Here is a 17,721-nt window from a genome sequence, read left to right as displayed (position 1 = left end):
TGGTTAATGATTTTAAAATTAATCATCAAGCTGTGTATTTTTGTTAAACTTTAGTATTTTATAACGGTCAAAATATTACGTATAAACAACTTCTTTATATAATTCGCCTGTCCGCATGAAATGGAATATGACTCTAATTAATTTCTTCGCTACATGGCTTAACACCACATTATAATGTTTGCCTTCTAAGAGCTTCTTTTCATAATATGCCTTGAACGTCGGTGAATATATAGAAATCAATCTCGAGGCATGATACATCGCCCATCGGAGGTGTGGTGATCCACGTTTCACCATTTTTCCAGTTCCTTGATATTGGCCGGATTGATAAATGGATGGTTCCATTCCAGCAAAAGCTAATAGCTGACCTAGGTTATTAAAGTTGTGGATGTCACCTATTTCTGCTATGATTTTACTTCCAAGTCGATAGGAAATTCCGGGTATGGTTACGATTGGTGAATCGAGTTTATCCATCATTTCCTTCAGCTAGTAATTCTGTAACAGTATTTTTACTAATGCCAGGAATAGAAATAAGGTATTCATAATCTGTTAACCTTTTTTATTACAAGTACCTGAACACTAATCCGACAGGAATGCTCCTGTGGGAACAGCACGAGTCTGAAGACCCCGTAGGAAGTAGTTTTCTTCCGAGGAGGCTGGCGGAAAGCAGCCTCCTGCAGTGCAAGTAGTCAACGGGATTACTAAATAAGTATAAATCGCACAGAAAAGTAAAATAAAGAAGTTCGGGAATTCCATCTAGAGATGGGACTCCCGAACTTCTTTTACATTTACTGGGGTTTTGTCCCAGCTCTTTCGTTTTCTTTATGGACTATTTACATCGAAGGACATCATTTCATCATTATTTTATCAATTTACTAATTTCTTTGAATTTTTCACATTCTGCAGTTTCCATTAATTCAAATAAGATCATCTCAACACTTGTACTTAAGACACCAACCTCTTTCATTTTTTCAAGACCTATTTCCTTGTTCGCTAATGTTCTAGAGGATACTGCGTCTGCAACTACCTGTACCTCATATCCTAATTCTTTTAATTCTGCTGACGTTTGATAAACACAAACATGAGCTTCTATTCCTGCAACAACTGCCTGTTTTTTGCCTGAAGCCTTAAGTGCTGTCATAAATTCTTTATTTTTACAAGCACTAAATGTCATTTTTGAGATAGGTTCTAATCCATCTAGATGGTTAGCTACTTCTTTTGTCGTTGGCCCTAAGCCTCTAGGATATTGTTCCAGCCAAAGAATTGGTATATCTAGGGCACGCAATCCATCAATTAAAGTAATAATATTTTCTAATAGTTCTTCACTTTCATGTATGATTTTTGCTAATTTCCCCTGTACATCGACCAACACAAATACCGTTTCATCCTTATTGATCATCCGCCATCCCCTCCCCTTTATTTTTATTATTATTAATTTTTAGATTATACTTAAAATAACACGATATCTTAGAAGGGGCAACTTCATTGTGAAAGCAGTTCATAAAGCAAAAGAAGGAGTTTCTTATGATGAACTCCCTCCTTAACATGGATTGTAGCAGTATATCTGCAGTTTATTTTTTATCACTTACTTTGTAATTATCTTTCTTTCTTCTTATCTTCATGATTATTTTCCGAATGATAGGATAAATAATTGGACCATATTTTATAAGTCTGCGAATTAAACGTCTCATTTTTGTCTCCTTTTATTTTGTTCACTTATTTTTATCGTTCCATTAAGTAGAGAAGTTTAAACAGAAAAAACATTGTTGATATCAATCATCTTTATTTTAATCGAAGGGATCTTAAAACGAAGAAAATCAATGTACCAAAAATGATTATAAGGAATATCGGTAAAAACCAAATTCCTAATGATTCTGCTTGACCTTTTGCTACTTGAATGTCCTTCCAATTTATATAGGCAAAGATCAGCAGTATTTCATTTTTTAGAAAGTTTAACATCAGTCGGGAATTTTTATATTGCTGTTCTGCATTATCTTCCGTTAAATTACTGTAGTTATGAATATGAGGGAATTTTTCAAGGATACTCAACCCTACCCATAACACCAACCCGACAAATGGAACAATCCATAATTCTCCTTTTCTCCCCCAACGATCAACTTCCCCAATAGCATTATAATGCCCTGGAACTTCATTTGGCATCGATGACCATTCAAATAAAATGTAAAGGATACTTCCTAAAAAAATGACAAAGGCAATTATATTTAATATTTTCTCAATAGGTGTTTGTTTAATTTTTAAAACTGGGCGATTTTTCACTGACTTCCCCTTTCCTTTAAGAAGAAATTATATGATTCGGCCACTTGATGCTTACTTTTAAACATCTTTCCATCGAAAAGATAATAAATATAATGATGGGAGGGATTTTTTATGAATAAATACAAAATAATAACATGGATAGCCATATTAGGCGGTATTTTTATTTTAGCCGGTGTAATGTTTAAATGTATAATTTCTTAAAGGTCATAAAATCTTTTCGTATTATTATACAACCTGCCATATACTCCAGAAATCTCCATCTGCTTAATCGCTGCGATTTTTCGAATTGATTCGTGAAGCATTTTAGGATGGGTCATTGTATTCGTGAATGGTCCTTTAAATGGCCAGGGCCCATCTGTCTCTACCATCATTTGCGATAACGGATAAGTTTTAACCAAATATTGAATTTCTTCCTCATACAGGACGTCTGGCGTTATTGAAATATAATACCCGTTTTTTGCCATATGTTGAATTGTTTTTTGATCACCTTTAAACCAGTGAAAATGTGCCTTATGATAAGAATACTTTTCAAGCAGCTCACAAACGATTGGAGCGTCTTCATACACTGCATGTAAAACAATTGGTTTATTTAGCTGAGCTGCTTGTTCAATAAATAGATCTAAAATTTCAATATAAGCTTCAAGTGAAAACGCATGGTTCTTTTTCCTCAGATAATAGGGTAAACCAACTTCCCCAACTGCTATCATTTTGCTTTGATTCTTTTCAATAAATTGTTGCAGTTCAGCAATCTCACTGTCAGCAGGCAATGTTTGTTCCGGATGGAAACCAAATGCGGGTTTAATACTTGTATTCCTCTTAGCCAATGCCAAATTAATTTCTGCAGAGGCCAAGTGCTGCGAAACCGCAATAAGTGCTTCTATTTGATGCTTTTCTAGATCTTGTAAAATATTTTCCTGATCTTTTTCAGGATAAACATCAAGATGGATATGTGAATCAATAATGGTATGGTGCATATGAACACCCCTTCAGTTTTCTCATTCTTCAGGATTTGCTCTCTTTTCTACTATTACTAATAGTAATGTTGCTATTGGACCTAGGAATAGTGACAGCAAAAACCAATTTAAGCCACTCCTATTTTTCCCTTGAGCCAGACCTGCATTAATTAAAGCCAATGTCCCCCATCCAACAACATATTCTTCATTCATCAGACTTGCCCCTCTCTCTTTGATTTCTAACAAAAAAGTTTTTTAAAAAATAAACAGTGCAGCAAAACTCCAATATAAATATTTAAGTTATGGATATGGAACTTTTTATGGACAACTTTAAATCAATCAATTTTCCATTCATCATTCCTTTCCTCACTAATACAAACGCTTACTAGGTGTCCTCCGGCCCGAAATTGCTTTCGTTCCATTTACAAAATCAATTTCTATTCCTCTATCCATTCTTCTTGCACTTACCATAGTAAAAATTATTGCGACTCCAGAAGATATGATGAGCATAACGATAATGCAAAGTATTCCTACTATAAAAGGACTGCTTGCTTTCCACGCTAATAATGTTGCAACAATGCCGATAATTGCTCCGAAAAATCCCGAAATATCATGGCTTACTTCTGCTGCAATAGACGCCGTTTCTGCTGGAATTATTAAGATCACGTATGGAATCAACGCAAAAAATATATAGACATAAGATAACACCATTAAAATAATAGATGTACCAAATTTCAACCGTGCTTGCGGGTTTTCCGGGTTATACTTTGCTCCCGTTGTCCCAAGCCACAATCCTATTGAACTAATACCTATTGAGATAACTGCTTTTATTACAATACCTGTAATAAACTGAAAAAACGTCCAGCCTAAGATAACCCCGACAATTATTTCAAAAAAAGTCAGCAATACAAAGGGCGTAAGCCAGCTAATCCATAATTTTCCAATTGCAATGTATTTTCCCGGCAACGGCAATACACGAAGTATCCAGGCAGAAGACCCTTCACGACCAATGGAGGAAGCTGCGAGTGTTCCGTTTAAAATGGCATGTAAAAATAATATTGCGCCTTGGGCAATTGGCCATGATACCTCATTGAAAACTCGTATATCATTAAGTTTAGCGTCGCCGTTTAAAAAACCAATTAACGGAAATATCATAAAGAAAAGCATTGGCATAAAAGCAAGCCATTCACGCATATCCCGTTTAATTGCATACCATTCTTTTATTCCAACGGCAATTACCGGATGAGAGAGGGGATGTGACGTCTGTCGTTTTTTTATTTTTTTCTTTTGGCTACTTCCTTCATTTAATCGAATCCAGCCAGTACGGAATCCCTTTTCAACCAAAGATGTAGATAAAACCATACAAATTACAGTTAATAGCAGCAGCATTAAAGTTGGCAGAAGTAAGTGAATTGATCCATGGGAAGCATGAATTATTGCCTCACTGCCCCAATTAACAGGAAACCAGTCCGGAAATAATGGCAGTCCAGATAAAAGAAGTTCATTCATTGATTGGTTATTCATCCAATTTGGAAGCATAAGCAATAAATAAACAAATAAACCAGATAAAACACTCATCATTGTCATAAACTCATTTGCTTTACTCGCTGGTATGATTTGAATCAGAATGAGATTAAATAAATAAGCAAGCGACAATCCGATAATCGTAAATGCAAGCAACACAATAAAGGCGACTGGGTAATACAGAAAATGAGCTTCAACGACAATACCGTACATTATTAAAGGGATAAGACAAAACACAAAAGTGAAGAATGGGATACCAATGAAACTTTGAAAATACTTCATCCAAAAAATATACTGCGTTGGGATCGGTAAAGTAAATAACAAGTTTAAATCAGTTGCAGAATACAAATGTTTAAACACTTGAGGTAAACCTAATAACAGTATAAATCCAATAATCATTAAAAAACCATATGATAAAATGCCGAATAAAACTGGTTGTGTAATCGCATCACTAATTTCCCATATACCTCTGCAAATTAAAAATAGAAAGAACGCAACAAATCCAAAGGCTATTACATAACTTATATAATTTTTCAAACTCTGCGTCTGTAATGTATTTGTTATAATTTTCCATTGGTTTTTCAAAAGAGGTTTCATCATTATTTATCACCTTGATCTGTTTTGGAAATTTCACTAATCAAGGCTTGCTGATCCTCGCCTCCGGTCAGTTCAAGAAAAATATCTTCCAAACTCCTATTTGTGCTGCCCTTATGTTCCCTTAACTCACCCATAGTACCTAATGCGATAATTCTTCCTTCTAATATAATCCCTATACGGTCACACATTTGTTCGGCAATTTCCAGTATATGTGTCGAAACAAACGCTGTCATACCATGATCACACAATTCCCTTAATAATTTTTTTAAACTGCGGGCACTATTTGGATCTAATCCTACAGTTGGTTCATCTAAAAATAACACATCTGGTTCATGAATAAGTGCACCGCAAATCGCAATTTTTTGTTTCATCCCATGAGAATAGCTTTCTATTAATTCATCTACTCTATTTGTCAAACTGAATATATGTAATAACTCTTCCGCTTTAACTTGAAATTTCTTATTAGGAATACGAAACACAGACGCGATAAACTGCAGATACTCCCATCCAGTTAATTTCGGATACAAATTCGGCTGATCCGGTACATAGGCAATCCGCTTTTTAGCTTCAAGAGGATCTTGCCATATATTGATACCAGCAACTTTCACCGTCCCCTTCGTTGGCTCAAGCAAACCGGTCATCATTTTAATCGTGCTCGTTTTCCCTGCACCATTGGGTCCTAAAAATCCAAATAATTCTCCCCGCGGTACTTCCAGCTGCAAATTTTTAACTGCTTCATATTTTCCGTAAACCTTTGATAAATCAGTTAGTTTAATAGATGTTGTGTTCATGGTTTTCCCCCTAGGCAAATTCACTTTATACTTCATTGTAATGGTTTAAAGAGGAAAGGGTCAAAACATGATTAAACAAATGAATCATTTAGCAATGATTACGCAATACTTATTCAGCGCCAACCGCATTACAACTCAGTTAAATAAAAAAGATGTCCAGGAAAATCGGACACCTAAAACCTGTATCACATATTAAGTTTTAGTTTTTGCCATTTTAAGACTTGGTCGGTCAATCTTAAAAAGGGATATATCATGATCTGTTTCCCCTGATATAGCCAATTGTGACAAAATTTCACCTACAACACTTGCAAATTTATATCCATGACCAGCAAATCCAGCTGCGATGGAAATATGTGGGTATTCTGGGTGTTTATCAATAATAAAATGACCATCCGGGGTTCTAGTATACATGCAAATCACCCCTTTTTTCAGGGCTCCTGAAGCTTTTGGCATGAATTCGTCCAAGAATTCTCGCAGATGACCTTCATCGTTTGCATCAGAACCAAATTCCCGATTCATTGTATCTGGATCAACTGCATCTACATACTCATGTCTGCCTATTTTTAGTCCACATCCATTAAAAGTTGGAAAACCATAATAAATTGCTCGCTTATCCCTTCTTGGAACCTCCACCATAAATGTAGGAAATACATTCACATTAAACAATTTTTCATCGGCCTCAAACCAGGCAACTGGTTGACGAGAAGGAATAAGTGCAAGATCAAGATTGAGTTTGGCTGCTATTTTCTTGTTCCAAGCACCACCGCTGATAATTAATTTATCGCCAATAAAAGTTTCCTTTTTCGTAATTACCTTAACAGAACCCTCATAAGCTTCAATGTTTTCAACCGGATTATTTACAGATAAATCAGCCCCATGGTATTCAGCAAGCTCCCTGTATGCTTTAATATTATTTTCACTAAACAAAAATCCCGAATGAGGCTCAAAAAAGGCACTATAATCATCCGGTACATTCAAACCTGGAAATCGTTCTTTCATTTCCGCACCTGTAAGATAATCCACCTCTAAATGATGTTCTTTTCCGCTAGCTATTGCCTCATCAATGAATGGAGAATCACCTTTAGGGCCAAATCCCATCGCTCCTGATTGTGTAAACATTTTTAGATGACTTTTCTTCTCAAGCTCATTCCATAATTCCTGAGCTCTAAGTGCAAGCGGAACATATTCTCTTCCTTCCCCATAAGCATGCCGAATAATACGCGTTTCACCGAAATGACTTCCCTGATCATGTGGTGGGTCAAAAGCATCTATTAATAGCGTCCTAACTCCTTGACGTGCCAAATAATACCCAGCAGCCATCCCCATAGAACCCGCCCCTACTACAATTACATCATAATGCTTCGTCATTTATGTTCCTCCTTTTAGATGAATTTCCTATAAAACAGTTTTTATATAATTCTGATTTTATTTATGTTAATTATACAATGCATACTACTTCGCGTATAATGATAGTTAATGATGGTTGGTATCTTACATACTGATAGCTTATCTTCTAACTAAGTTGAATTCTTTGTCGTATTCGCTTTATTTCTCCTATGTTTATCAATCCCTTATATCCAAATATTGCCCGTTATCAAAAAATATATTTGAATCAATTATACGATGTGCGATTAAATATTACTAATATAGATTAGATTACTCGATGATATATATAGTATTAGAATTTTAAATTTTAATACTTTATATATATCAAAATCGAAAGCGATTCTCATACAAACCTTTTAAAGCCGTAACTGTTTTCCCGCTTTTCTTACTTGTTAATATTTTCAATTTATTATAACATAGTGCATAGATGTACCTATTATTTATAGAGATGACAAGAAAAGATAGCTATCGGTATTTAAGAAATTAAAATTGGAGGTGGTTTCAATTGGAAATAAAAGATTTGCTGATCTTTCAAAGCGTTGCTAAAAATGGAAGTATCAGTAAAGCTGCAGATGAACTAAGCTACGTTCAATCACATGTAACTGCCAGAATAAAATCTTTAGAAACAAAATTAAACACACAATTATTTCACAGGCACAGTCGAGGAACAACGCTAAATTCAGAAGGAAAGATGCTTTTAAACTACTCTGAAAAGATCATTCACATGGTAAACGAAATGGAAAAAGCAATTAAAGATCCCGATATCCCCTCAGGAATACTGGAAATTGGTACAGTAGAAACCGTTATTAAATTACCAATTATCTTATCCAACTACCACAGAAACTACCCCAATGTTGATTTATCGCTTATCACTGGCGTGACTAAAGAACTTATCGATCAACTCCTCAAACGGAAATTGGACGGTGCTTTTGTCACTGGGTTCGAATCTCACCCTAATATTGATAAGGTGGACGTCTTCCAGGAAAATTTAGTCCTAATATCCAGCAATGAAAAAACCTCATTTGATGACCTAAAACAGAAACCTCTTCTTGTTTTTAATTTAGGCTGTAATTATCGTGCCCGGTTGGAAGACTGGCTTAAACATGAAGGAGTCATTAATTCAAAAGTATTGGAATTCGGTACGTTAGAAACCATTCTGGGAAGTGTCATCTCAGGCCTTGGAATCAGCCTTGTACCCCAGTCTACCGTTCGACAATTAGAATTGGATGGTATTATTCAATGCCATGAAATTCCTGATAAATATAGTCGAATATCCACTTCTTTTATACGGCGTTCTGATGCATATATGACAAACACCATGAATAAGTTTATCGAGACAATCAATAAATTTACAGATGTTGTTTATCCTCCCTTAGTTAAACCAATTTTCAGAGCTTACCACGAGCAATGAATAAAATTAATCAATAAAAAATTATGCTATCTGTTCAAGTGATAGCAACTATCAATATTAGCTATTTTACCTGATAACTAAAGCAGCTTATGATAGGGGTAAGTAAATAGCACATCCTAGAATACTTAATCAAATGGAAAAAGGGGGAAATAAATAAATCTGTAAAATGATTGTATTTACTACAAGTTAAAAATGATAGGAGGCAGTTGAATGGCAACTAATAAAGGTGTCGTATACACAAAACCTGGAGAAGTCGAGGTTCGTGAAATTGGCTTTCCTGATCTTGTATTAAAAGATGGTCCTGGAGTTAACCCATTAAACGTTGGAAGAAAATGTGAGCACGGGGTAATCTTGAAGGTTATTGTTACAAACATATGTGGAAGTGACCAGCATATGGTTCGAGGCAGAACAACCGCCCCTTCAGGACTTGTTCTTGGACATGAAATCACTGGTGAAGTGATTGAGGTTGGACGGGATGTCGAATTCATAAAAAAAGGAGATCTTGTATCTGTTCCATTTAATATTGCATGTGGAAGGTGCAGAAATTGTAAGCAGCAAGATACACATATTTGTGAGAATGTTAATCCAGATAGACCTGGATCTGCTTATGGCTACGTAGATATGGGCGGATGGGTCGGTGGCCAATCCGAATATGTGATGGTTCCATACGCAGATTTTCAACTTTTAAAGTTCCCGGATAAAGATCAGGCGATGGAGAAAATACTTGATTTAACAATGTTGTCTGATATTTTCCCTACTGGTTATCATGGTGCTGTTAGTGCAGGTGTAAAACCAGGTTCAACGGTATATGTAGCAGGTGCTGGACCTGTTGGATTAGCTGCTGCTCATGCTGCACAAATCTTGGGTGCCTCCGTAGTTATTGTTGGAGATTTGATTGAAGAAAGACTAGCTCAGGCAAGAAGCTTTGGATGTGAAACGGTAAATTTAAGACAACATGATAAACTGGAAGAACAAATCGAACAAATCCTCGGAATTCCTGAAGTGGATTGTGCTATCGATGCTGTTGGCTTTGAAGCAAGCGGACACGGAGAAGGAGCAGGAGAAGCTCCGGCCACCGTTCTAAATTCTATCATGGGAGCTACTCGAGCTGGCGGACGTTTAGGTATTCCAGGTCTGTACGTAACGGGGGATCCTGGTGCTGAGGATGCAGAGGCCAAAGAAGGAACGTTAAAAATACGCTTCGGATTAGGTTTTGCAAAAGCACACACGTTTGTGACTGGTCAAACGCCTGTAATGAAGTATCATAGAGATTTAATGCAAGCTATTTTAAGCGGAAAAGCTCAAATTGCTAAAGCTGTTAATGCAACAGTTATTTCGCTAGATGATGCACCTGCCGGGTATAAGGAATTTGATGGCGGTGTTGCAAAAAAATTCGTCATTGACCCGCACGGAATGTTAAAGTAGTAAATTTTTATAATGAATTTACCAAATATTTAAAATTAGGAGGTAATTTTTATGAGTAAAATGAATTTAGCGACAGCCAAACAATTAATTGAAGGTGCTGAAAAAGAAGCTGAAAAAATTGGAGTTTCCATGGTTATTTCTATTATGGATGAAGGCGGAAATTTAATTGCAACCCATCGTATGGACGATGCTTGGCTTGCGAGCATTGATATTGCCCAAAATAAAGCTTGGACTTCTGTTGCACTAAAAATGCCTACGAGCAATTTAGAAGCAGCTACTGTTCCAAATGCTGAACTATACGGCCTTAACACAACAAATAATGGACGCATTGTAGTTTTTGGCGGCGGAATTCCACTTATTAAAGATAACAAAGTGGTAGGAGCGATCGGTGTGAGTGGAAGTTCTGTTGACCATGATGTTCAGGTTGCAGAGGCTGGAGCTAAGGTTTTCAATGGTTTAGGTGTAGGTACTCGTTAAAAAATAGGGAAGGCTTTGCCATCAAGCAAAGCCTTCCCTATTTGATTATAATTTCTCTTCAAACGCTCCTTCAGAAATAAACATTTCTATTTCGTTTCTGTTTGAAGGTTGTTCTCTGTCCTGGAATTTCTCCGGCAATGTTTGTTTGTCACCTCGATAACCAACCGCTATAATCGCATGTACCGTATAATCTTCTGGAATATTTAAAATTTCTTTTGCCTTATCTTTATGAAATCCACCCATTGCATGTGAAGCTAATCCTTTTCGAGCAGCTTCTAATGCTAAATAGCCCCAGGCTGTTCCTGTATCAAAGGCATGTGATGGATTATACCCTTTTGTAAATTCAGATACTGTCTTGGAGACAACTGCCACTAAAACAGGTGCCTTATCACACCAAATGGCATTTCCATCGAACATAAAATCTAAAAACTTTTTCCGGTCCTCTTCTGTTCGAGCGATTATAAATCTCCATGGCTGAATATTTGCTGCTGAAGGTGCCCAGCGTGCAGCTTCAAATATACTGTGCAACACATCCTCTGGAACTGACTTATTTAAAAAAGAACGCGGTGACCAACGCTTGGTATAAATCGGATCAATATCGTAGGATGCTTTCCTAAATTCTTGTACATCTTGCATATATGTTACCTCCTGTTATAATCAATTTCGAAATAAAACATACATACTTTATCATACTACTTCTACCCCGACATGAAAATAATTCTACTCGGATTTGACAAATTCACTTTTTCCTTTTTTATTTTTTTCAGGTATAATTATCCAAAATGAAAAAATTAAAAGAGATACTGGTGATTTCTTCATTGAATGCTTAAAAGGGAAGTTGGTGAAAATCCAACACGGTCCCGCCACTGTATGTGCGAGCCTACTGTCAGTGCCACTGTCTATTGGATGGGAAGGAACAGTATAGCGATGACCATAAGTCAGGAGACCTGCCTGTATCTTAATACACCACACCTGCGAGGAACAGGATGGTTTAGAAGGACAACCCTTTTTCTATTAGGGTTGTTAACTTTTACATGTCCGTTTCCCGTTCTATGTGGAGACGTTTTTTTCATTTAAACATAATAATAGGAGGTTTTTTATAATGAAAAGGGTTCTATCGCTTTTATTGATGCTCTTTCTATCTTTTGGCCTATTCATTGGCTGCTCATCAGAAGATACGAATAACGCATCTGAACAAAATAATGTGAATAGCAATCAAAAGCAGATGGCAGACGCAGACACTGATTTTCCGATAACTGTCAAAGATGCGCTTGATAACGAAATCACCATGGAAGAAGAACCTGAGAAAATTGTTTCTTTAATGCCAAGTAATACAGAAATCTCTTTTGCACTCGGCTTGGGAGATAAGATTGTTGGTGTATCTGATCATGATAATTACCCCGAAGAAGTTGATGAGATCAATAAAATTGGCGGAATGGAATTAAACGTCGAAAAAATCATTAGCCTACAACCTGACCTTGTTTTAGCACATGAATCAGGCGCAGAATATTCTAAAAAAGCATTGCAACAACTTCGTGATGCAGATATTACAGTATTTGTTGTTACAGACGCACAAAGCATTGAATCTGCCTACACATCTATTAAAAACATTGGCACCATTACAGGAACAGAGGATAAATCAGATGATATGATTAAAGATATGAAAGAGGGATTTGCTGAAATTCAAGAAAAGACAGAGGCAATCCAAGACAAAGATCGTCAATCCGTATTTATGGAATCCTCGCCTGAACCAGAAATATTCACGGCAGGGAAGAATACTTTTTGGCAAGAATTATTAACCATTATTCATGCAGATAATGCGGCTAAAGAACAAGAGGGTTGGGTCCAGTTGGATCCTGAGGCGATTGTTGAGTTAAATCCCGATGTTATTCTTACGACATACGGCGACTATATAGATAACCCGGTTGATCAAGTATTAGACCGTGATGGCTGGAGTAACGTAACTGCGATTAAAGAGAAGCAAGTATTTGATATTGATGCAGATTTAGTCAGCCGACCAGGTCCGCGTTTAGTCGATGGTGCGAAGGAGATGGCAAAGGTTGTCTATCCTGAAATTTTTGAAGAGTAAATATGTTATAGCTTACCTTGCTAGCTTTCTTATGTTCATTGTATCCATTTTATTTGGGATTGCTGTTGGCAGTGTTGCGGTGCCGGTTACTGATATTTTTCCTATTATTTTATCACCATTGCTACATTTATCTTTTACTCATGATATAGATCCAATGTATATTGATATCGTTTACCAAATACGACTGCCCAGAGTACTGTTGGCAGGATTTGTTGGAGCCTCTCTCGCTATTGCTGGAGCGGCTTTCCAAGGATTGTTGAGAAATCCATTAGCAGACCCATATATTCTAGGAGTATCGTCTGGAGCATCTGTCGGAGCGGTTTCCACTTTGTTTTTTAATATTACCCTCCCGCTTCTTGGCCTTTATACGTTGCCAATATTAAGTATTAGCGCAGCTTTTATCACGATAATGCTCGTTCTCTTTTTTGCCCGCCAAGTAGAGAGTACAATGCGTGTGGAGACAATTATTTTAACAGGGATTATTTTCAATTCATTTCTAGGTGCATTTATTTCTTTAATTATCGCATTATCTGGTGATCAGCTTTCTGATATTATTGGTTGGTTGTTAGGCAGTGTTTCCATGCGGGGATGGAAATACATTGCCATTATTCTTCCATTTTTTATGGTTGGCTCTTTATTACTTTTGGCAAACAGCAAAGAGTTAAATGCGATGTCATTTGGTGAAGAACGTGCGCATTATCTGGGTGTTGATGTTCAACGACGAAAACTAATCGTTTTAACTGCAGGATCAACGCTAACTGGTGCAGCAGTTGCAGTATCTGGTGCGATTGGATTTGTCGGATTGGTGATTCCCCATTTAACAAGACTTTTATGGGGACCTGATCATACGCACCTTTTACCTTTATCCATTTTAACAGGTTCTAGCTTTTTAATTTTAGCGGATCTTGTTTCAAGAACAATTATTTCACCACAACTGCTGCCGATTGGAGTGATCACTGCATTAATTGGAGCGCCCGTTTTTGCATTAATTTTGATGAGAAAAAGAAAAACAAGTAAAGGCGGTGCATCATGTTAACAGTAGATCATGTATCAGGAGGATACGCGGATCACCCTATTATTAAAGATGTTACCTTTTCTGTTAAAAAGGGCGAATTCTTTGGTATCGTAGGTCCAAATGGAAGTGGAAAAACAACATTATTAAAAATGATCAGTGGACTGATTCCTGTCGCGCAAGGCTCTATTCTAGTAAATGATAAAAACATAACCCGTTTTTCAAAAAAGGAATTAGCTCGGACAATGGCCGTCTTGCCACAATTAACATCACAAACATTTCCTTACACGGTTAAAGACACTATTGCACTTGGGAGGTATGCGCATCATAACGGACTTTTCCAAACTTGGACGGAAACCGATGAATCAATCCTCCAAAAGATATTGAAACAAACAAATGTTGAGAGATTCGCTGAAGCTTCTCTACATGAATTATCAGGTGGAGAGCAACAGCGTGTCTTTCTAGCTCAAGCATTAGTACAACAACCACAATTTCTATTGCTTGACGAGCCCACGAACCATCTTGATCTGGCACACCAAAAAGAACTACTTGATTTACTAAAAAAGTCGACTGCCGAACAAAAAATGACAGTCATTTCTATTTTCCATGATTTAAATTTGGCAAGTCTTTATTGTGACAGACTCTTATTATTACGCCGTGGACAAACGAAAATGTTGGATACACCTATTCAAGTATTAACTGAACCAATAATCGAAGAGGTATACCAAACAACCGTTAAAACTCACCCTCACCCGGAAGTTGCTAAGCCACAATTACATATGATGCCGCGATCGGAATTAAAGCTTGAAAATAATATAAAAATAGATGAATCTTACTTAGTGGTGAAAAAGGAACATATTCTCCTTAAATCCCCTATCCCGCTTCGCACTCTTTCAACAGGCATATGCGGATCTGGGGTTGGCTGGCATTCTTATTTTGTAATTTGTGATATAAATAAGGCGGAAAACTGTAATGATCCTGCTCACGATATAATGCAGCGGCACCTAATAACACATAACTTTCATCCGAAAGCAACTGTCGGCATGATGACTGCAATTAAACGTGATCACGTAGCATTTCAATTTTGGAGGGAAAATCAGTTTTCTTTGTTCATTGTAGTAATAGCTGGGGCCGAAAATGCGATAAATACATGGATATTTGTGAATGGAAAGCTAAAAGAAACAGCATTTATTCAAGCGGTAATGTCGGCCATGGAAGCAAAAGTGGAAGCATTAAAGGATATGAATATAGCAACTTCTAAAACAAACAAAACTGCAGATACAGCTTCAACAGACAATATATTGATTGCAGCTACGCAACAAGGTAAGTTTCTATCTAATGCCAGTTCCACCTCTGTTTTAGTTACAGCAATTAGAGGAGGTGTTTACACGCTTATTAAAAAAGTGATAAGGAACACCCAATAAGCACCACCCTTAAAGACATTTCATAAGAAATATGACTAATGTCCATTTGAAATGTGATAACATGAAGTAAATCTTCGTGATAAAAAGGAGGAAAAACGAATGCGACTATATACAAAATCCGGAGACAAGGGGTTTACAAGTGTAATTGGAGGACGAGTGAGTAAAGATGATATCCGTATTGAAGCATATGGGACATTGGATGAGGCGAATTCGTTTGTAGGAAAAGCAGTTGCAGAATTAGATAAAGAACTTTTTAAAGACATATTGGATGACTTGGAAAAAATCCAACATGAATTATTTGATTGCGGATCTGACCTAGCTTATATAACAGATAAACATCAATACAAAATGAGTGAAGAAATGGTTGCATATTTAGAAGAAAAAATGGATGAATACATTAACGAAGCACCAAAATTAGAGCGTTTTATTCTACCAGGTGGTTCCAGCCCTGCCGCTTCTATACATATCGCACGTACAGTTACAAGAAGAGCAGAACGGCTAATTGTATCTTTAATGAAAGCACAAGATGGTATTCCTGAGATTGTCTTAAGATATGTGAATCGTGTTTCCGATTATTTTTTTGCTATTGCCCGGGTAATAAATGCTCGATTACATGTTTCGGATGTAGAATATATCCGCAGTGCAAAGGTTTTTAGAGGAACGAATAAAAAAGGTGAACATAAAAATGGATAATGCTGTTAAAGGCCATGTGCCCTCTTTACAAAACAAAAAAGCGTATGAAGTCCATGTAAACATTCATACGCTTTTTCTACTCTATTAAAATGTTATTTGACTCTTTTTACTAAACCAGAAAAATTATCTTTCCAATAACCATTTGACATGTCAGCAACTGCTACACCAGTAGAGGTTTGAGAACCGATAAATTTACCGTTGCCTATATAAATGCCTACGTGACCATTTGTTCCATTGGTATTAAAGAATACTAGGTCACCTGGTTGCATATTATCCGGTGAGACTGTTGTACCTACTCCTGTTAAAGCTCCAGTGCTTGCAGGTATTGAAATTCCAGCCTCTGAATAAGCCCAAGAAACAAAGCCGGAGCAATCAAATCTTCCTTTTTGAATATCTGCTTCCGTACGCCCACCGCCGAAAACATAAGTTGAATTTCCAATGTATTTATTTCCAGCATTAATCACTGTACCTATATTTCCATTTGGTTTTGGTTCCGGTGATGTATTTTCCTTTTTAGCAGGTTTCTTTTCACTTTTTGAATTGCTTTTTTGATCGGTAGAATTATTATTAGAACTAGCATCTGTAGAATTAGGGTTTGAATTTTCATTGGATTCACTTGAACTTGAATCGTTCTCGTCTGTGCTAGCGTTATTTTCATCTGAACGAGATTCTGATGAGCTAGATTCTGATTCATTATCGGAACTTGAATCGGAATCTGTATTCGTTTCGTTTTCGTCCGCATCAGATTCTTCTGATTCTGTATTGCTGGTTTCTTCCGGAGTATTAGCTGCTTCGATCTCATCTTTAATTTCTGATTCTAGAGCTGCTAGACTGCTATCCTCTGTTTGTAAATTTTCCTTCATGTCAGTAAGCTTTGTTTCTTTATCCTTTAAATCTTGTTGATTCTTTTCTTTTTGTTCCTTTTGTTCTGTAATGATGTATTTCATTTCATTTAAATCTACTTTTTTCTCTTTTTGTTCGTCAAGCTTTCCTTCTACAATTGCCTGCTTTTCTTCTACCTTAGCCTTATCTTTTTGCTGTTGCTCCATCAGCCTTTTATCGGAATCAGTAATCCTAGATACTGCTGAAGATCGGCTAATAAAATCTCCAAAATCTTCAGCTCCAGTTAATACCTCCAGGTACTGGATATCTCCACCACTTTTTTGGTAAGAGGCTATACGGTCTTTTAGAATTTCATAGCGTTCTTCTATTTTGTCTTGTAATTTTTTTATTTCTTTATCGAGTTTATTGATTTCTTTTTTTGTTTTAGAAATATCTTCTTCTGTTTCTGCCATTTTTGCTTGGTTTTCATCTAATGCACTGTTAATGCGATTCAGTTCATCATTTAATTCTTTTAGATCAAATAAAACATCTGCAACCTCGGCCTCCGCTTTTGACAAATCTGCTTTGATTTCTGCACGTTCATTCTGGATCTGTGATTGTTTATTTTCTAGATTGCTTATAGATTCTGCATGAGCAAAACCACTAAATATTGTGCTCCCTAAGCCTACTACAGCAACAGTTGTCGCTGTCATTATCATTTTTCTCAATTGACTTTCCCCTTTTTTCTAGCATTTCAATACCGCATCTTTTGTTCTATGTATGTATCTATTAAATTTGTCATAAAGCAGTAATGATTATTTTCTCCTAAAATACTAGGCAATT

General features: G+C 36.5%; 17 protein-coding genes and 1 riboswitch. Of the genes, 7 read left to right on the top strand and 10 right to left on the bottom strand.

The features are described from left to right. Positions 1-75: 75 nt before the first annotated feature. The 8 genes from GZ63_RS0107040 to solA form a co-directional block, all read right to left on the bottom strand. Positions 76-471 (bottom strand): IS110 family transposase, encoded by a 396-nt coding sequence (locus GZ63_RS0107040; protein WP_051681419.1) that lies wholly within the window; start codon positions 469-471, stop codon positions 76-78. Positions 472-856: 385 nt separating this feature from the next. Then, a complete protein-coding gene (locus tag GZ63_RS0107035) occupies positions 857-1,396 on the bottom strand; it encodes a hydrolase (protein ID WP_029268202.1) in 540 nt (179 codons plus the stop codon). Positions 1,397-1,779: 383 nt separating this feature from the next. After that, positions 1,780-2,274, bottom strand: a complete 495-nt coding sequence (locus GZ63_RS0107020; protein ID WP_029268201.1) for a DUF1648 domain-containing protein — start codon at positions 2,272-2,274, stop codon at positions 1,780-1,782. A gap of 197 nt (positions 2,275-2,471) precedes the next feature. Next, on the bottom strand, positions 2,472-3,248 hold the full coding sequence (locus GZ63_RS0107010) for a TatD family hydrolase (protein WP_029268200.1): 777 nt from the start codon (positions 3,246-3,248) through the stop codon (positions 2,472-2,474). Between the two features lie 21 nt (positions 3,249-3,269). Further along, the gene (locus GZ63_RS18085; protein WP_198020915.1) at positions 3,270-3,440 is read right to left on the bottom strand and encodes a hypothetical protein; all 171 of its coding nucleotides are present in this window, start codon (positions 3,438-3,440) and stop codon (positions 3,270-3,272) included. 156 nt (positions 3,441-3,596) lie between these two features. Then, positions 3,597-5,351: a putative ABC transporter permease subunit gene (locus tag GZ63_RS0107000; protein ID WP_029268199.1), complete on the bottom strand. Its 1,755-nt coding sequence runs from the start codon at positions 5,349-5,351 to the stop codon at positions 3,597-3,599. Next, positions 5,351-6,139, bottom strand: coding sequence for an ABC transporter ATP-binding protein (locus GZ63_RS0106995; RefSeq protein WP_029268198.1), 789 nt, complete (start codon positions 6,137-6,139; stop codon positions 5,351-5,353). Before GZ63_RS0106995 ends, GZ63_RS0107000 begins: the two co-directional genes overlap by 1 nt. Positions 6,140-6,331: 192 nt before the next feature. Then, positions 6,332-7,507, bottom strand: coding sequence for an N-methyl-L-tryptophan oxidase (gene solA, locus GZ63_RS0106985; protein WP_029268197.1), 1,176 nt, complete (start codon positions 7,505-7,507; stop codon positions 6,332-6,334). 523 nt (positions 7,508-8,030) lie between these two features. On the opposite strand from solA, the gene GZ63_RS0106980 reads away from it, so the two are divergent. The 3 genes from GZ63_RS0106980 (at position 8,031) to GZ63_RS0106970 (ending at position 10,838) form a co-directional block, all read left to right on the top strand. Next, a complete protein-coding gene (locus GZ63_RS0106980) occupies positions 8,031-8,936 on the top strand; it encodes a LysR family transcriptional regulator (protein WP_029268196.1) in 906 nt (301 codons plus the stop codon). A gap of 210 nt (positions 8,937-9,146) precedes the next feature. Continuing rightward, positions 9,147-10,361 carry a formaldehyde dehydrogenase, glutathione-independent gene (gene fdhA / locus GZ63_RS0106975; protein WP_029268195.1) on the top strand — a complete coding sequence of 405 codons (1,215 nt, stop codon included), beginning with the start codon at positions 9,147-9,149 and terminating at the stop codon, positions 10,359-10,361. A gap of 51 nt (positions 10,362-10,412) precedes the next feature. Beyond that, positions 10,413-10,838 (top strand): GlcG/HbpS family heme-binding protein, encoded by a 426-nt coding sequence (locus GZ63_RS0106970; RefSeq protein WP_038221032.1) that lies wholly within the window; start codon positions 10,413-10,415, stop codon positions 10,836-10,838. Positions 10,839-10,883: 45 nt separating this feature from the next. On the opposite strand, the gene GZ63_RS0106965 is transcribed toward GZ63_RS0106970, so the two are convergent. Further along, complete coding sequence (locus GZ63_RS0106965) at positions 10,884-11,474, bottom strand: nitroreductase family protein (protein WP_029268192.1); 591 nt, start codon at positions 11,472-11,474, stop codon at positions 10,884-10,886. A 151-nt stretch (positions 11,475-11,625) separates the two neighbouring features. Then, a riboswitch (cobalamin riboswitch) is annotated at positions 11,626-11,807 on the top strand. 133 nt (positions 11,808-11,940) lie between these two features. Between GZ63_RS0106965 and GZ63_RS0106960 the strand changes: the two genes are divergently transcribed. The 4 genes from GZ63_RS0106960 (at position 11,941) to GZ63_RS0106945 (ending at position 16,056) form a co-directional block, all read left to right on the top strand. Beyond that, the gene (locus GZ63_RS0106960; protein WP_029268190.1) at positions 11,941-12,927 is read left to right on the top strand and encodes an ABC transporter substrate-binding protein; all 987 of its coding nucleotides are present in this window, start codon (positions 11,941-11,943) and stop codon (positions 12,925-12,927) included. After that, a complete protein-coding gene (locus tag GZ63_RS0106955; RefSeq protein ID WP_404814838.1) occupies positions 12,878-13,963 on the top strand; it encodes a FecCD family ABC transporter permease in 1,086 nt (361 codons plus the stop codon). The genes GZ63_RS0106960 and GZ63_RS0106955 overlap by 50 nt, the downstream gene beginning before the upstream one ends. Then, a complete protein-coding gene (locus GZ63_RS0106950; protein ID WP_029268187.1) occupies positions 13,957-15,363 on the top strand; it encodes an ABC transporter ATP-binding protein in 1,407 nt (468 codons plus the stop codon). Before GZ63_RS0106955 ends, GZ63_RS0106950 begins: the two co-directional genes overlap by 7 nt. 99 nt (positions 15,364-15,462) lie before the next feature. Further along, positions 15,463-16,056, top strand: a complete 594-nt coding sequence (locus GZ63_RS0106945; protein WP_029268185.1) for a cob(I)yrinic acid a,c-diamide adenosyltransferase — start codon at positions 15,463-15,465, stop codon at positions 16,054-16,056. Between the two features lie 92 nt (positions 16,057-16,148). Here the strand turns inward: GZ63_RS0106945 and GZ63_RS0106935 are convergent, their stop codons facing one another. After that, positions 16,149-17,597 (bottom strand): C40 family peptidase, encoded by a 1,449-nt coding sequence (locus GZ63_RS0106935; RefSeq protein ID WP_038221034.1) that lies wholly within the window; start codon positions 17,595-17,597, stop codon positions 16,149-16,151. Positions 17,598-17,721: the final 124 nt, after the last annotated feature.

This window comes from Virgibacillus alimentarius, from assembly GCF_000709085.1.
GTDB classification, from domain to species: Bacteria; Bacillota; Bacilli; order Bacillales; family Amphibacillaceae; genus Virgibacillus_B; species Virgibacillus_B alimentarius.
This window is presented reverse-complemented; position numbering and strand designations above follow the sequence as displayed.

Excerpts from the sequence above, each read along its gene's own strand:
- GZ63_RS0106960 (WP_029268190.1), top strand. The coding sequence starts at position 11,941 with ATGAAAAGGGTTCTATCGCTTTTATTGATGCTCTTTCTATCTTTTGGC.
- solA (WP_029268197.1), bottom strand. The coding sequence starts at position 7,507 with ATGACGAAGCATTATGATGTAATTGTAGTAGGGGCGGGTTCTATGGGG.
- GZ63_RS0107000 (WP_029268199.1), bottom strand. The coding sequence starts at position 5,351 with ATGATGAAACCTCTTTTGAAAAACCAATGGAAAATTATAACAAATACA.
- GZ63_RS0107010 (WP_029268200.1), bottom strand. The coding sequence starts at position 3,248 with ATGCACCATACCATTATTGATTCACATATCCATCTTGATGTTTATCCT.
- GZ63_RS18085 (WP_198020915.1), bottom strand. The coding sequence starts at position 3,440 with ATGAATGAAGAATATGTTGTTGGATGGGGGACATTGGCTTTAATTAAT.
- GZ63_RS0106970 (WP_038221032.1), top strand. The coding sequence starts at position 10,413 with ATGAGTAAAATGAATTTAGCGACAGCCAAACAATTAATTGAAGGTGCT.
- GZ63_RS0106965 (WP_029268192.1), bottom strand. The coding sequence starts at position 11,474 with ATGCAAGATGTACAAGAATTTAGGAAAGCATCCTACGATATTGATCCG.
- GZ63_RS0106995 (WP_029268198.1), bottom strand. The coding sequence starts at position 6,139 with ATGAACACAACATCTATTAAACTAACTGATTTATCAAAGGTTTACGGA.
- GZ63_RS0107035 (WP_029268202.1), bottom strand. The coding sequence starts at position 1,396 with ATGATCAATAAGGATGAAACGGTATTTGTGTTGGTCGATGTACAGGGG.
- GZ63_RS0106950 (WP_029268187.1), top strand. The coding sequence starts at position 13,957 with ATGTTAACAGTAGATCATGTATCAGGAGGATACGCGGATCACCCTATT.
- GZ63_RS0107040 (WP_051681419.1), bottom strand. The coding sequence starts at position 471 with ATGGATAAACTCGATTCACCAATCGTAACCATACCCGGAATTTCCTAT.
- fdhA (WP_029268195.1), top strand. The coding sequence starts at position 9,147 with ATGGCAACTAATAAAGGTGTCGTATACACAAAACCTGGAGAAGTCGAG.
- GZ63_RS0106945 (WP_029268185.1), top strand. The coding sequence starts at position 15,463 with ATGCGACTATATACAAAATCCGGAGACAAGGGGTTTACAAGTGTAATT.
- GZ63_RS0106935 (WP_038221034.1), bottom strand. The coding sequence starts at position 17,597 with ATGATAATGACAGCGACAACTGTTGCTGTAGTAGGCTTAGGGAGCACA.